Here is a 15,365-nt window from a genome sequence, read left to right as displayed (position 1 = left end):
TTTTCTCGATCCGCGCGGCGCTGGCGCACGCCAGACATGAACACCTGGATCGACTACGAGTTCATCGTCGGGAATGAACAGAACGACAGTGTCAGCGATGTTCAGGCGCCCGTTTCGCGGTTGATCGCCGACAGCGGCCAGCTCAAGCAGCAACATTCCTTGAACGGCTGGCACAGGTTCGACGCGCGTTGGTCGATGGGCGCCGAAGTGGTTTACGGCCATCAGGCAAGCGACGGCAAGCCATCGACGGTGGACGTGGTGACTGGTCCGGGTTTCGGCGGGGCGCACTGGTGGGGGGGCGAATGCCGTGCTGACCTACCAGTACCGTCAGGACCTTTCGTTTTCAGTGCGTGGGGAACACTTCAGTGACCCGGACGGTTTCATCCTGTTTCCGACCAGCACCAGTGGCGGCGACTTCAATGCGCTCACCGCTGGGTTGCGTTGGGATGTAAACGGCAATCTTACACTGCGACCGGAACTGCGCTACGACTGGTTCGACGCTCGCGAGCGTGATCGTCCCTATGGCAATGGCCGTGACCGTACACAACTGACGGCGATGGTCGAGGCGTTGTTCTACTTCTGATCGAGCGCTTAGGCCGTGGGCGGTCTGGTCACGCGCTGCTCGTTCTGGTTCGCCTCAGGTTGGCGTTGTAAATCGCAGCCGTGCTGCAGAGGTTTCCAGCAGAACTGCTGAGTCGCCGAAGAACATTGGGACAGGGCTCTGGGACGGTATTTGGGGTTAGCTGAATCAGAAATGTACCCCCAGAAATACCCTTGGATACCCCCAGCGGAATGCGCGATCGAGAATGGCGATTCCTGACAAAGCCCAAGATGGCAAGTGTTGGACTTTCGTGGCGACAGCGGCACCTCGCTTGCTCGCAACCCCCCACAATAGCTGAAGCCCCTTGCACAGCTTGTGTACGAGGCCAGGTAAGGCGAGCATGCAGGAAAGCGATCAGCCTCTGAACAGTGGTCGACTCACAAAAAACGCTTCATCATTATGCCTGGCACGACGATAGCGCTGATGGAGACGTACATGACCCGCCTCGAATCCCCCCTCGACCACGCCGAGTCCGGTCTGCCAGGTTTGAGTGCCTTGATTGCACGACACGCTCCAAATGCCGGTGACTTTGCTACCCGCTTGCCGGCTCTGAGCGTGCATCGGCGTACATCGCCCACCGATCCCATGCCGTGCATCTATGGGCTCGGCCTTGGCGTGGTGGCCCAGGGCAGCAAGCAGGTGATGCAGCAGGAGGCTGTTCTGCACTACCGGGCAGGGCAGGGCATGCTGACCAGCATCGACCAACCGGTGGTGTCCCATGTCTCGGTGGCTTCAGTGGCAAAGCCCTTCCTGGGCCTGATGCTGGCACTCGACCCCAGCCAGGTCATGCGCACGGTGTCGGACCTGCAATTGCCGCCGCCGCCAAAGGACAGCACGCACCAGGCGCTGGTGATCGCCGAGCTCGATGCCGAGGTGGTGCGAGCGCTCGAGCGCCTGTTGAAACTGCTCGATGAGCCTGCGCTGTTCGATCACCTTGCGCCGTTGGTCGTGCAGGAAATCATTGTCCGCTTGCTGGTTGGCCGGCATGGCGTGGCGCTACGGCACCTGGTGGCCGCCGGTTCGCCGATGCAGCAGATTGCCAAGGTGGTGGCTTGGTTGAAGCAGAACCTGGCGCAGCCCATGCGCATCGATGATCTTGCCGAGCGGGTACACATGAGCCCGTCGACCTTCCGCCAGCATTTCCGCACGCTGACCGGCGTAAGCCCTTTGCAATTTCACAAGCAACTGCGCTTGCAGGAGGCCCGCCAACTGATGCTCAACCAGCACCTGGACGCCGGGCAGGCGGCGGGAAGGGTTGGCTACGAGAGTGCTTCGCAGTTCAGCCGCGAGTACAGCCGGGCTTTCGGCGCGCCGCCACAACGTGACGTCCGACGCATGCGCCAGCAAGGTTGAAGTCAGTGCAATAGGCAATGTTTGTCAGGCGGCTTATAAACCCATTCCTCTCTGGAAATGCCCTTGAAATAAGAGGTATACAGCGCTAAACGTTGAAACACGCATTTTTATACGACCGCGCAATTTCCTTGGAACGTGCAAGCAAGCTGGTGGATTAGGCAAAAATCCCTGCGGGCCGATTCCTATACTTGTCTCCAACGAAGGGCAGGCACCTTGCCCTCGGCAACCTGGCATTCGCGCTTTCTGGCTTGGCGCGCGGCCCACCTGGAGGCAACACCATGCAAAACGTCCACTTCAACAATCGCAACATCGTGATGGCGGGCAACCTGTACCTGCCGCCAGCCTTCACCGAAAGCCAGCAGTACCCCGCGATCATCACCGTTCACCCAGGCGGTGGCGTCAAGGAGCAGACCGCCGGTACCTACGCCCGCCTGCTGGCCGAGCAAGGTTTCGTGACCTTGGCGTTCGATGCGTCCTATCAGGGCGAGAGCGGTGGTGAACCGCACTTCCTCGACGAGCCGATGAATCGCGTGGCCGACGTCTACAGCGCCGTGGATTACCTGAGCACCCTGGGTTACGTCGATGCACAACGCATCGGCGTGCTGGGCATCTGTGCCGGTGGCGGCTTTGCGGCCAAGGCGGCGTCGGTCGATCGCCGCATCAAGGCGCTGGCCACCGCCAGCGCGGTCAATGTGGGCACTGCCACCCGCAAGGACTGGGAGGGCAAAGGCTCCATCAACGACCTGCTGCCGGTGCTCGACGCCCTGGCCGGGCAGCGCACGGCCGAAGCGGGTGGTGCCGAGCCGGTGTATGCCCCTTATGTACCGGCACTGGGCGATACCAGTGCCCCACGTGACCTGCAGGAAGCGGCCGACTACTACCTGACGCCTCGTGCCCAGCATCCCAATGCGCAGAACAAGATGCTGATGAACGGCCTCGGCGCCTGGGTCGCCTTCGATGCCTTCGACCTGATCGACCAATTGCTGACCCAGCCTACGCTGGTCATCGCCGGCAGCGACGCCGGATCGCTGTGGCACAGCCAGGAGCTGCATGCCAAGGCGCTCGGGCAAAAAGAGCTGGTGGTGCTTGATGGCCTGGCGCACATGGACCTGTACGACGGCCCAGGGGTCAATGTCGCCATGACGCACCTGGCACCGTTCTTCCAATCCAGCCTCTGATTGCCCTGGGCGCCGCGATACCAAGCGCCGCCCTTTATCCCTTGCACATTTCAGGAATGACAGATGAAAAACGTACTGGTAATCGGTGCCTCCGGGCAGATTGCGCGCTGGGTCATTGCCATGCTGGCAGGGCGCGAGGATGTGAAGCTCACCCTTTTCCTGCGTGACGCGAACAAGCTGCAAGACCCTGTTCCAGCCAATGCTGCCGTTATCGAAGGCGATGCACTTGAGCCGCGCGACCTGGTTCGCGCCATGGTGGGTCAGGATATCGTTTACGCCAACCTGGCCGGTGCAATCGACGAACAGACCGACCGCATCATTGGCGCCATGCACGCAGCAGGCCCCAGCCGCCTGATCTTCGTCAACTCCCTGGGCATCTATGACGAGATTCCTGGCAAGTTCGGCGAGTGGAACCATCGCGAGATTGGCCAGTACCTTCCGCCCTATCGGCGATCGGCCGACCTGATCGAAGCCAGTGACCTGGACTACACCATTGTGCGTGCGGCCTGGCTCAGCGATCACGTTGAGGTGGATTACGAGACCACCGGCCGGCATGCGCCTTTCCGGGGCACCGAGGTTTCGCGCAAGAGTGTCGCGGCGCTGATCGTGCGGATCATCGAGACGCCCGGCTGGTTGTCGCGCGACAACGTAGGCGTCAACAAGCCGGGCAGCGACGGCGACAAGCCGGCCTTCATGTAAGTCAATGTCCCTGTACCTGGAGAATCCCATGAGCGATATCACGATCAAGCATGTTCGCTACCAGAACCTCGGCTGGGAAACCGCGGCGGACCTGTACCTGCCGCCAGGCTTCGATGCCACCAAGCAATACCCGGCGGTCGTCAGTACCCACCCGATTGGCAGCTGCAAGGAGCAAACCTCGGGCAATGTCTACGGTGCGGGCCTGGCCCGGGAGGGCTTCGTGGTGATCGCCTTCGATGCCAGCTTCCAGGGCGCCAGCGGCGGTGAGCCGCGCTTCATGGAGGACCCGTCGATCCGCGTATCCGACATCCGTTACGCCATCGATTACCTGGTGACGTTGCCCTACGTCGATCCGGCACGTATCGGTGCCATTGGCATCTGCGGCGGCGGCGCCTACACCGTGCATGCGGCCATCACCGACCACCGGATCAAGGCGCTGGTCTCGATCACTGGGGTCAATTTCGGCCGTCTGATCCGCGAAGGTTTCAGTAATTTCCAACCGGTCGCGGCGCTGCAGGCCATGGCTGCCCAGCGCACCGCCGAAGCCCAGGGTAGCGCGCGGCAGGTGATCAACTACCTGCCGGCCTCGGTGGAGGAGGGGCGTGCTGCCGGGCTCACCGATATCGATGTGCTCGAGGCGACCGAGTACTACAAGACTGCCCGTGGGCAACAACCTAACGGCGCTACCAGCGGGCTGTTCTCGTTCAACAGCGCAGCGTTCGGCTGGGATGCGTTCCTGCACGCCGAAGTGCTGCTGACCCAGCCGTTGCTGGTGATCATCGGCGACAAGCCGGGCGCTTTTGGCGCTTACCGCGACGGCTGGGAAATCCATGGTCGGGCGGCTTCCCCTGACAAGCAGATCTATGTTGCCGAAGGTTGGTCGCATTACGACCTGTACGACAAGCCGGAGCCAGTGGCGCTGGCCATGGCACAAGCGGTTCCCTTCCTGCAAAAGCACCTGTGACAGGGCCGGGTGGGCCAGTGCGACATGTGCTGGCCTGTCCAGGCTGATTCTGCCGATTTAGGCAAAACTATCTACCCTTGCTCATAACTCATTATCAAAGCAGCCCCTTTCAGTTTGGGTTGAGCGGGGGCGGCTTGCCCAAATTCTCAATAGATCGAGCAAGTCTCCAGTTGGAATAGGCAAAGAAGGCTTTCCCATCGTCCTTATACTGGCTTCAACATTTTCAACGTCTGGCGATTACCGCCAGAGGAGCAATCCACGATGAGTGATCAACGCCTACAAGGCCGTGTGGCCGTTATTACCGGCGCCTCCAGCGGCATCGGCGAGGCGAGTGTGACGGCCGCGCGGGTCGGCTTCGAAAGCGCCTCGCAGTTCAGCCGTGAATATGCCCGGTTGAGGTGCGCCGAGGCCAGGTCTTGCGCGTGCGTGGTGACCAACAGGACAGTCTGCCTCCGCTGATGACCACACTTCTACCTTTCCAGGTGCAGGTTCATGCTGGCTCCGTCCTCTCGTAGTCTTGATCCAGTTCCTCCAGGTAATCCGCCACTTCCCGCGTCAGCCAGTTGGAAAATACCCGTTGCTTGGCTTCAGAGCGCTCCCGGTTGGGTAGCACCAACCAGTAGGGGTAGGGGTAGGGCACTGTGATCCGGGACAATTGCACCAGTTCGCCACGCTCGATGGCGTCGTGCACCAGGCTGCGGCGCTCGAGGGCAATACCTTGGCCCAGGCGCACCGCCTGGAGTACCAGGTTGGAATCGTTGCTGCACAGGCCGATGCGTGGGACATCGATATCCAGGCCGGCGGCCTGGCACCACGGCTGCCATGACTCCATGTTGAAGATGATGTTGCTGCTGATGATCGCTTCCGGCGTTCGCGGCAAGGCCCCGCCATTGAAGTGCGGTGCGGCGACAACCAGCGTTTCGTCGTGGAACAGCAGGTGTTGCTCCACCCCGTCCCAATCGCCCTTGCCCATGCGGATCCCGACATCGACCGACTCACGGGACAGGTTCGAAACTGCTAGGTTGGCTTGCAGGCGAATGCTGATATGCGGTTGCGATTGCTGGAAGCGCGGCAGGCGTGGCAACAACCAGTTGAGCCCGAACGACGGGAGCACGGCAACGACCAGTTCCGTCGACTTGGGCTGGGCCTTGATCAGACGGGTCGCCTCGGCGATGCCGCTCAGCGACTCACGGATCTGCAGCGCGTAGAGCCGCCCATCCTCGCTGACTCGCAGTCCGCGTCCCTCACGGATGAACAGGGTCACGCCGATCATCTCCTCCAGCACCTTGATCTGCTGGCTGATAGCTGAATGGGTGACGTGCAGCTCCTTGGCGGCGGCGGTGACGCTGCCCAGCCGTGCTACCGACTCGAAACTGCGCAGGCAGGTAATGGGTGGAATGCTCGACATGTAAGTATTTCTTTCGTTAAGCCCAAAAAAATATCGATATTTAAGTATCTAGATTCTCACTAGTGTAAGGGATAGTAAATTCTCATAGAGCGGAAGGAATGGCGCCATGGACAATGCGGTGGGACCACGGCAGTTGCAGGAGGAGGTCAATGGCGCAGAGGAACGGCAATGGTTGCAGGTTTCATTGGCGAGGACACAATTGCTGTCGGTGCGCTTTGCCCAGGATATCGACACGCGTGTGGTCAGTGGCAGGCATTGGATCAGTACCGACGGTGTCGACCTCGCGATCGGACCTGGAGAGCGGGTGAAACTGCCTGCCGGGCTGGCCCTGATCGATGGTGAGGGTGTTCTGCAGCTAGCACTTGCCAACGGGCCTGGAGCCTGTGTGCCATATCCTTTTTCATGGCGACTCGACCAGCTGTTCAAACGCCGGGCAATGGCGCTGGAGATCAATATCAACTAAGGAGAGTGATGGATGAAACTCATTGGCATGCTGGACTCACCCTATGTTCGCCGGGTGGCCATTTCCCTGGACCTGCTAGGCGTCAGGTTCGAGCACGATCCGCTGTCGGTGTTCAGCACGTTCGAGGCGTTCTCCCGGATCAACCCGGTGGTCAAGGCGCCGAGCCTGGTGCTGGATGATGGCTCGGTACTCATGGACTCGACACTGATCATCGATTACTTCGAGACCCTCAGTGACCCCGCCAGCAAGCTGCTACCGCAGCAGCCAGCAGCGTTGGCCACAGCCTTGCGTACGTTGGGGCTGGCGCTGGCGGCGTGCGAGAAGAGCGTGCAGATTGTCTACGAGCACAATCTACGTCCGGCGCAAAAGCTCCACCTGCCTTGGGTCGAGCGCGTCACCCGCCAGTTGCTGGCGGCGTGCGCCGAACTGGACAGGCATTGGGCTGCACGACCGGCGCAAGGTGGGCGGCCAGACCAGGCGGCGCTCACCACCGCCGTGGCCTGGTCGTTCATGCAACTGATGTTGCCCGAAGTGGTCAAGGCCGATGATTTCCCGGCCCTCAAGGCCCATACGGAGCGTCTGGAACAGACCGACCTGTTCAAGCGTTTTCCGATCGCCTGATCGTGGGTGCGGATTGGGCCTGGCTCGACCGCACCCTTCGGCCTTCCCGCCATTTCCTGGCTTTTGAGCCGATGCCATGTACACACTCGGCCGGGCTGACGGCAGGCTGAGTCGTGGCATAGCGGGCCGCGTGGCAGTCGATAGATCTTGCAACTCGCACTGGTCAACTTCAAAGACTATCGGGGTCGCCGAAGAACATCTGTATCCGCGACCTCAACCAGCGCTCCGCCGGGTCGTTGTCCTGTGCCCCGCGCCAGGCCATGTGCAGCTCGAAGGTCTGCACCGGCAGTGGCAGGTCCTCTGCCCGCAACCCGCCTGCCGCGGTCAGCGCGTCGGCGGTGTAGTCCGGCACCGTGGCGACGATATCGGTCCCCGCCAGCAAGCTGCCCAATCCGTTGAACTGCGGCACGGCCAGCACCACGTGGCGCTTGCGGCCGATTTCATCGAGTGCCTCGTCGATGAACCCGGACAGGTCGCCAGCGAACGACACCAGGGCATGGGGCCGGGCGCAGAAGTCGTCCAGGGTGATACCGCCAGGCATGCTGTCGGCGCGCAGCAGCTTGGGCTTGCTGCGGCGCAGCACCTTGCGCTTGGCGTTGGCCGGCAGCTCGCTGGTGTAGCTCACGCCCACCGAGATCTCGCCGGAGGCAAGCAGGGTCGGCATCAATAGGTAGTTGACCCGGCGCACCACCAGCACAATGCCCGGCGCCTCGGCGCGCACGCGCTTGAGCAATTGTGGCAGCAGGGCGAACTCGGCGTCATCGGAAAGGCCAATGCGGAACACTGCGTTGCTGGTGGCCGGGTCGAATTCGGCGGCGCGGCTGACCGCGGTGGAAATCGAGTCCAGCGCCGGCGACAGCAGGGCGAAGATTTCGTGGGCGCGCGCCGAGGGTTCCATGCTGCGCCCGGTGCGCACGAACAATGGGTCGTCGAACAGGTTGCGCAGGCGCGACAACGCGGCGCTGATCGCCGGCTGGCCGAGGAACAGTTTCTCGGCGGCGCGGGTCACGCTGCGTTCGTGCATCAGCGTTTCGAACACGATGAGCAGGTTGAGGTCTACGCGACGCAAGTCGTTACGATTCATTCGATGCGGCTCGCCAGAAGTGGGGCAGGGGTGAATCTTAAGGCCAAAGGCTGTTACCCTGCACCGATTTCCGGGTGCCAATGCACATAAAAGTCAGGGGCCCAATCAATGACAAGCATGTCGACTATTAACAGCCACTGATGGTCCAACCGCGAAAGCCCGGATAAAGTCCGTGGTAATACGAGATTCACACAGGCGAGGTATGCGATGTCCCGCATGATCCGTTTCCACAAGTTCGGCCAGGCCGATGTGCTCCGTTGCGAGGAGCAGGCCGAACCGTCCCCGGCTGCCGGCGAGCTGCAGATCCGCGTCGAGGCGATCGGCATCAGTTGGTACGACGTGCTCTGGCGGCAGAACCTGGCGCCTTCCCAGGCGCGCCTGCCGGCGGGTATCGGCCATGAGATGGCCGGCGTGGTCACGGCGGTCGGCGAAGGCGTGGACGATATTGCGGTGGGTGACCGGGTGGCTAGCTTCCCGGCTACCAGCCCCAACGACCACCCGGTGTATGGCGATGTCATCGTGTTGCCGCGCAGCGCCATCACCCGTTATCCCGATGTGCTGACCCCGATCGAGGCCAGCGTGCACTACACGCCGTTGCTGATGGCTTATTTCGCCTATGTCGATCTGGCCCGGGCCAAGGCCGGGCAGACCGCGCTGATCACCGACGCCAGCCATTGTGCCGGTCCGGCCTTCGTGCAACTGGGCAAGGCCCTGGGGCTCAAGGTGTTCGCCGCGACCAAGGAGCCGGAGCAGCGTGAATACCTGCTGGGCCTGGGGGCGGACAAGGTGATCGTCACCGAGGAGCAGGACCTGTTGATGCAGATCGGCAAGTACACCGATGGCCGCGGCGTGGACATGGTCCTCGACGGCATGGGTGGGCCGCAGATGTCGTTGCTCGGCGATGTGCTGGCGCCCCGTGGCAGCCTGGTGCTGTACGGCCTGCAGGGCGGCAACCAGACGCCGTTCCCGGCCTGCGCGGCGTTCCAGAAGAACATCCAGTTCCATGTGCACTGCATCGGCAACTTCACCGGCAAGCCGGAACTGGGCATCGCCCAGGACCAGGTGGCCTTGCAGCGGGCCTTGCGCGACATCAACCAGTTCACCGCCGACCAGTTGTTGACGCCGCAGATCATCAAGGTCTACCCGTTCGACCAGGTGGTCGAGGCGCATCGCCACATGGATGAATGCCCGTGTGGCGGGCGGGTGGTGCTGGACATGGGCACCGTGTGACGCGTTCAGCGATGTGATGGCAAGAGCCCGGGCAGTGGTCCCGGGCTTTTTATTGGGCGCCAGGTGAGGCGCGCGCCTGCATTCAGATAATTGTCTTACATGGTTATGGGAAGCGTCCTTCAAGCCTGGTGCTGTATTCACTGCCAGAATTCGGGCTTCACCTTGAAGCCGTCAGGAAGATGGAGCGAACGCATGAGCACAACCCATGATCAAGCCATGCACTATATCTACCAGCAGGTCCTGCAGCGCCTGCTCGAACACATGAACCAGGCCCAGCGGGCTTCGGTGCAACTGCTGGTGCAGCGGATGCTGGTGATGGGCGGAGGGGCGGAAAACATCGGTGGTTTCCGCATCCTGGTACTGCATGGCCCGGACCCGCGCAGCACACATTTGCTGGCCTGCCTGCGCGCCGCGCAATTGAGCATCGCCCTGCGCCATGCCGGGACCTTTCGCCTGCAGGTGCTGGTGGCCAGGTTGCCTAGCCTTGATCGTGAGACGGTGGCCCTGCACGAGCGTTGCTTCAGTGCGTTGTTCCTCCAGGACGACCCACGCGTCGAGTTGCTGCGTACCGATGCCGGGCAACTGGGGCCGTTCGGGCCTCGGCCGGTGTGCTCGCCCAGCCAGGCACAGGCGGCGGGCAATGCCTGGTTGCTGTTCGGCCACCTTACTGGCGGGCAGCCGGATGCCATGCTTGGCGCCAGGGGCTACATGGAGCTGGCGGCGAGCCTGGCGCAGGCACTTGGTGGCGAGGATGGCGCCAACTTGCTGGTCAGCGCTATCCCGCCTCTGCGCTTGCATCGTCTGCTGGCGTGGGGGCGGCGTTGTCTGCGGCATACCGAGCACGTGGCGCAGAGCGTAAGTGGCGACAGCGTGATCAGCCTGGTAGACGGCATGAAGCAACTGGGCGATGTCCTGTCGGACCCGCTGTGTCCGCCATTATCGCGGCCCATGATCGAGGCCGGGCGGGTGGTACGAGTGGCATCGGTCGAGGCGCTGCTACCGCACCCAGGGGAGGCCGGGCCCCTCGAACGCATGCTGGGGCACGCCACGGACCCGTGCGAACAGCCCCACGGGCCGGCCGGGCTGTTCGATCCGCTGCCGCTGGCGCACCTGCATGGCCTGCGGGCGCAGATGATCGAGCAGCGCAGCTACCGTGAAGGCGCCCAGGCATTGTTCAAGCGCCTGGGCCATCGACCGCTGGCGTGGCCGCAGGGCCAAGCCCTGCGCGACGAAGCGCAGGTTCGCCTGGGAGACGCCTACGCGGTCGGCGAGAAGCAGTTGGCGTGCCTGTTGTCCACGCCGTTCGTGGCGCAAGGGCGCAACCTCGATGCCTACGTGCTGCGTTGTCAGCCGAACATGCGGGTTGCCTTGCCCTACCTGCACCGGGCGTTGCAGGGCAGGCCCTGTCCGGACCCGGTGAGTCAATGGCTGATCGATACCAGTGGGCTCACGCTTGCCCAGTTGCGGGCTATCTACACCGGCCAATTGCGGCCAGAAGTACAGCATTTGTACGCCTTGCTGGCTCGACGCGACCTAGGGTTGTGTCGAGTGGCAGACCCTGCATCCGATGACGCAGCAGTGCGCCAGACGGCGGTGTGAGCCCCTGTTGTTGGCCGCTCATCGGTAAGGGATGGCGATTAGGCCAGCGGACAAACGCGCGCGACCCCGCGTGCTAGAGGCGTGCGAACGGGCCGCGGGGGTGTGGAGGTGTGTGGCAGAGGCTTGTTTCGATACAGGCCTGTATGTATAACCAGCATTCACTCCTAGCACTCTCCTCATGCCGTGATCGCCCATCCTGTCGACGACCCCTTGTATTACCTGCACAACTTCCGCCAGGTCCTGAGCTGGGTCGAGCAGCGCTACGCCGATTTACTGGATGCCGACGAGCGTGGCTTTATCCAGGCGTTCGCCAGCCTGCCGGTACCGGCCCAGGCCTTGCTGGTGCGCATGGTCATGCGCAAGGGCCAGTGGTTTCGAAGCGACAAGCTCGCCTACGCCGAGATTGGCGACACCCAAGCCGCGCTGGCGCCGTTGCTGGCCCTGGGATGGGTCGAGGCCGACGCCCCCCTGACCGTGGAGCAGCTCTGGGCGCTGCTGCGCAAGGAGGAGCTGGCCCACTGCTTCGGCGCGCAACTGGCGCGGCCACGGGCGGGCAAGACCGACCTACTGGCGCAGTTGCAGGCGCTTGCGCTTGCGCCCAGGCCCTTGGCCGACTGGTGCGCCGATTTCCCGGTGCGGCTGTGGCACTGGCGTCTGCAACCGGTGTGCGATCGCCTGCGCTTGTTGTTCTTCGGCAACCTCTACCAGGACTGGTCAGACTTCGTGCTCGCCGACCTGGGCCTGTACCGTTACGAGCAGGTGCCGTTCAGCGATGATTCCCGGGCCCTGTGCCAGCGTGCAGAGGTCGACCTGGCCATGACCTTGCATGCAAGCGCCGAACGCTTGGAGCAGGGTGCAGCGCCGGCCGAAGTACTGGCGGCGCTGCACGGGCTCGACAGTGCCAACCCCTGGCTGGCCCGGCGTCGGGCGCGGCTGCTGTTTGGCATCGGCCAGCAATGCGAGCGTGCCGGCGACTGGGACCTGGCCTTGCAGGTCTACGCCGACTGCGACCACCCGCAGGCGCGCATTCGCCAGGTGCGGGTGTACGAGCGCAGCGAGCAGTGGTCGCAGGCCCATGCCCTGGCCTCGCGCATGGCCGCGGCGCCGGCCAATGCCCAGGAGGCGCAAGCCCTGGCGCGCATGCTGCCGCGTCTGGCGCGCAAGCTCGGCGGGCCGGCGCAGCCGCGTCGAGGTCCGGCGCCGATGGATATCATCGAACTGGAGCTGCCGCTCACGCTGGCCTCGCAGGGAGTGGAGGAGGCCGTGCGCGTGCATCTGCAAGAGGCCGGTGGGGTTGTTCATTATGTCGAGAACACCCTGTTCAACAGTCTGTTCGGCCTGCTGTGCTGGGAGGCTATCTTCGCCCCGGTGCCGGGGGCGTTCTTCCATCCGTTCCAGGTCGGGCCCCAGGACCTGCACGATGCTGATTTCCAGTTGCGGCGTGGCGAGTTGTTCGAGCGTTGCCTGGGCCGGCTCGACGATGGCAGTCATCGCGCCGCCATTCGCGCCTGTTACACGGCCAAGCAGGGCCTGCAATCACCGTTCGTGGCCTGGCAGATGCTCGACCAGGACTTGCTCGAGCAAGCCCTCGAGCATCTGCCGGCGGCGCACCTGAAGGCCTGCTTTGTGCGCCTGCTGCAGGACATCCGCGCCAACCGCGCCGGCATGCCCGACCTGATCCAGTTCTGGCCGGGGGAGGGGCGCTACCGCATGGTCGAGGTCAAGGGCCCGGGCGACCGCCTGCAGGACAACCAACTGCGCTGGCTCGCGTTCTGCCATGAGCATGGCCTGCCGGTCACGGTGTGCCACGTACGCTGGACGCCGCCGGCATGACCTACACCGTCGCCGTGCGCGCCCTGTGCGAGTTCAGCGCCAAGCTTGGCGACCTGGACCTGCGCTTTACCCCTTCGCCTACCGCCCAGGAAGGCATGGCCGGCCATCGCCGGGTGGTGGCCCGGCGCGAGGCCGGCTATGAGGCTGAAGTGACCCTCGAAGGGCACTACCAGGGTTTGCGCGTGCGCGGCCGTGCCGATGGCTACGACCCGGCACGCAACTGCCTGGAAGAGATCAAGACCCACCGCGGCGACCTGGCCCGGCAGCCGGCCAACCATCGCCAGTTGCACTGGGCCCAGGCCAAGGTCTATGGCTGGCTGCTGTGCCAGGCGCGGCAATTGCCGGCCCTCGATGTGGCGCTGGTGTACCTGGATGTGGACAGCGATGGCCAGACGGTCATCCGCGAGCATTACAGCGCCAGTGCGCTGAAGACGTTTTTCGAAGCGCAGTGCCAGCGCTTCCTGGCCTGGGCGCAAGCCCAGCAGGCGCGCACGCTGGCACGAGACCAGGAGCTTCAGGCGCTGGGCTTTCCCTATCCCGCATTGCGCCAGGGCCAGCGACAGCTGGCCGAGACGCTGTACAAGGCGGTGAGCACCGGTCGCTGCCTGATGGCCCAGGCCAGCACCGGCATCGGCAAGACCCTCGGTACCCTGTTTCCACTACTCAAGGCCGTGGTGCCACAGCAGTTGGACAAGCTCTACTTCCTCACCGCCAAGACGCCGGGTCGGGCCCTGGCGCTCGATGCCTTGCGCCAGATCACCCAGGCCTCGGCGCAACCGGCCTTGCGCAGCCTGGAACTGATCGCCCGCGACAAGGCCTGCGAGTTCCCGCAGAACGCTTGCCATGGCGAGTCATGCCCGTTGGCCCGGGGGTTCTACGATCGGCTGCCGGCGGCCCGCGAAGCAGCGGCCCGTGTGCCATTGCTCGACCGTGCTGCGCTGCGCGAGGTGGCCTTGGCGCATCAGGTCTGCCCGTACTACCTGGGCCAGGAAATGGCGCGCTGGGTCGACGTGCTGGTGGCCGACTACAACTACTACTTCGATGCCCATGCCTTGCTGTTCGGCCTGGCCCAGGCCAACCAGTGGCGCACGGCGGTGCTAGTGGACGAAGCACACAACCTGGTGGAGCGCGGACGACAGATGTACAGCGCCAGCCTCGACCAGGGCCAGCTGCTGGCGTTGCGCCAGAGCAAGCCGGCAGGGCTGGGCAGCGCCCTTGACCGGCTGAACCGGCAGTGGAATGCGTTGTACAAGGCCCAGCATGCGCCGTACCAAGTCTGCGAACACCTGCCGGATGCTTTCCTGCGTGCCCTGCAGCAGTGCATCGGGCTGATCCAGGAGCGCATGAACCAGGCGCCCGCCGAGGTCGAGCCCAAGGTTCTGGAATTCTTCTTTCAAGCCTTGCAGTTCAGCCGCATCGCCGAACTGTTCGACGAACACTTCCTGTTCGATATCAGCCCGCGCAACGGCCCTCGCGGGCGACGCCTGGCCACGCTGTGCCTGCGCAACGTGGTGCCGGCGCGGCTGCTCGGGCCACGGATGAGCGCGGCGCGCAGCGTCACGCTGTTTTCCGCAACGCTCAACCCGCAGCACTATTACCGCGACCTGCTGGGCATGCCGGCCAACACGGCCTGGCTGGAGGTCGCCGCGCCGTTTCGCGCCGAGCAGCTGCAGGTGCGCATCGTCAGCGACGTGTCGACCCGCTACCAGCAGCGCCAGGCGTCGTTGGCACCGATCGTCGAACTGATCGTCGCCCAGTTCGCCCGCCAGCCAGGCAACTACCTGGCCTTCTTCAGCAGCTTCGAGTACCTGGAACAGGTGGCGCGGTTGCTAGAGGCGCAGCACCCGGATATCCCCCTGTGGCGCCAGGCACCGGGGATGGACGAGGCCAGCCGCGAGGTGTTTCTCGCGCGTTTCGTCGAAGATGGCCAGGGCATTGGCTTCGCCGTGCTCGGTGGCGCCTTTGGCGAAGGCGTGGACCTGCCGGGCACGCGGCTGATCGGCGCCTTCGTCGCCACCCTCGGGCTGCCCCAGGTCAACCCGGTCAATGAGCAGTTCAAGCAGCGCCTGGGCCGCCAGTTCGGCGCCGGTTTCGACTATGCCTACCTTTATCCCGGGGTGCGCAAGGTGATCCAGGCGGCCGGCCGGGTGATCCGTGGCGACCAGGACCGCGGCGTGCTGTTGCTGATCGACGAGCGTTTCGCCGAGCCGCGGGTACGGCAGATGTTCCCCAGCTGGTGGCACTGCGCCTGAACGTGCCCATCGCCTGGCGTTGAAACTCCCAGTACACTGCGCGTTCCAACCCCCAACATTCGTTGATTCTCGAGGTTTTT

General features: G+C 63.7%; 12 protein-coding genes and 1 pseudogene. 11 read left to right on the top strand and 2 right to left on the bottom strand.

The genetic code is table 11. From position 1 onward, the window contains the following. Nucleotides 1-12 precede the first annotated feature (12 nt). From HU772_RS13505 to HU772_RS13485, 5 genes and pseudogenes are all read left to right on the top strand, one after another. A pseudogene (locus HU772_RS13505) lies at nt 13-583 on the top strand (outer membrane beta-barrel protein); the annotation flags it as partial. A 453-nt stretch (nt 584-1,036) separates the two neighbouring features. Further along, nucleotides 1,037-1,954, top strand: coding sequence for an AraC family transcriptional regulator (locus tag HU772_RS13500; protein WP_186655209.1), 918 nt, complete (start codon nt 1,037-1,039; stop codon nt 1,952-1,954). A 278-nt stretch (nt 1,955-2,232) separates the two neighbouring features. Further along, a complete protein-coding gene (locus HU772_RS13495; protein WP_186655211.1) occupies nt 2,233-3,132 on the top strand; it encodes an alpha/beta hydrolase in 900 nt (299 codons plus the stop codon). A gap of 63 nt (nt 3,133-3,195) precedes the next feature. After that, nucleotides 3,196-3,831 (top strand): SDR family oxidoreductase, encoded by a 636-nt coding sequence (locus HU772_RS13490; protein WP_186655213.1) that lies wholly within the window; start codon nt 3,196-3,198, stop codon nt 3,829-3,831. A gap of 28 nt (nt 3,832-3,859) precedes the next feature. After that, nucleotides 3,860-4,795 (top strand): alpha/beta hydrolase, encoded by a 936-nt coding sequence (locus HU772_RS13485; protein ID WP_186655216.1) that lies wholly within the window; start codon nt 3,860-3,862, stop codon nt 4,793-4,795. Between the two features lie 490 nt (nt 4,796-5,285). Here HU772_RS13485 and HU772_RS13480 read toward each other — a convergent pair whose 3' ends face one another. Further along, nucleotides 5,286-6,203: a LysR substrate-binding domain-containing protein gene (locus HU772_RS13480; protein WP_186655219.1), complete on the bottom strand. Its 918-nt coding sequence runs from the start codon at nt 6,201-6,203 to the stop codon at nt 5,286-5,288. 106 nt (nt 6,204-6,309) lie between these two features. On the opposite strand from HU772_RS13480, the gene HU772_RS13475 reads away from it, so the two are divergent. Continuing rightward, entirely contained in the window at nt 6,310-6,666 is a 357-nt protein-coding gene (locus HU772_RS13475) for a hypothetical protein (protein ID WP_186655222.1), read from the top strand. Nucleotides 6,667-6,678: 12 nt separating this feature from the next. Continuing rightward, nucleotides 6,679-7,287 carry a glutathione S-transferase gene (locus HU772_RS13470; protein WP_186655224.1) on the top strand — a complete coding sequence of 203 codons (609 nt, stop codon included), beginning with the start codon at nt 6,679-6,681 and terminating at the stop codon, nt 7,285-7,287. 169 nt (nt 7,288-7,456) lie between these two features. Here HU772_RS13470 and HU772_RS13465 read toward each other — a convergent pair whose 3' ends face one another. Beyond that, a complete protein-coding gene (locus HU772_RS13465) occupies nt 7,457-8,371 on the bottom strand; it encodes a LysR family transcriptional regulator (protein ID WP_225923014.1) in 915 nt (304 codons plus the stop codon). Nucleotides 8,372-8,578: 207 nt separating this feature from the next. Here HU772_RS13465 and HU772_RS13460 point away from each other — a divergent pair, with 207 nt between their 5' ends. The 4 genes from HU772_RS13460 (at nt 8,579) to HU772_RS13445 (ending at nt 15,285) form a co-directional block, all read left to right on the top strand. Beyond that, on the top strand, nt 8,579-9,601 hold the full coding sequence (locus HU772_RS13460; protein ID WP_186655226.1) for a zinc-dependent alcohol dehydrogenase family protein: 1,023 nt from the start codon (nt 8,579-8,581) through the stop codon (nt 9,599-9,601). 192 nt (nt 9,602-9,793) lie between these two features. Continuing rightward, entirely contained in the window at nt 9,794-11,200 is a 1,407-nt protein-coding gene (locus HU772_RS13455; protein WP_186655229.1) for a hypothetical protein, read from the top strand. A gap of 183 nt (nt 11,201-11,383) precedes the next feature. After that, the gene (locus tag HU772_RS13450) at nt 11,384-13,033 is read left to right on the top strand and encodes a VRR-NUC domain-containing protein (protein WP_186655232.1); all 1,650 of its coding nucleotides are present in this window, start codon (nt 11,384-11,386) and stop codon (nt 13,031-13,033) included. Beyond that, nucleotides 13,030-15,285, top strand: a complete 2,256-nt coding sequence (locus HU772_RS13445; protein WP_186655348.1) for an ATP-dependent DNA helicase — start codon at nt 13,030-13,032, stop codon at nt 15,283-15,285. Before HU772_RS13450 ends, HU772_RS13445 begins: the two co-directional genes overlap by 4 nt. Nucleotides 15,286-15,365: the final 80 nt, after the last annotated feature.

The organism is Pseudomonas xantholysinigenes (genome assembly GCF_014268885.2).
Classification (GTDB): Bacteria; Pseudomonadota; Gammaproteobacteria; order Pseudomonadales; family Pseudomonadaceae; genus Aquipseudomonas; species Aquipseudomonas xantholysinigenes.
This window is presented reverse-complemented; position numbering and strand designations above follow the sequence as displayed.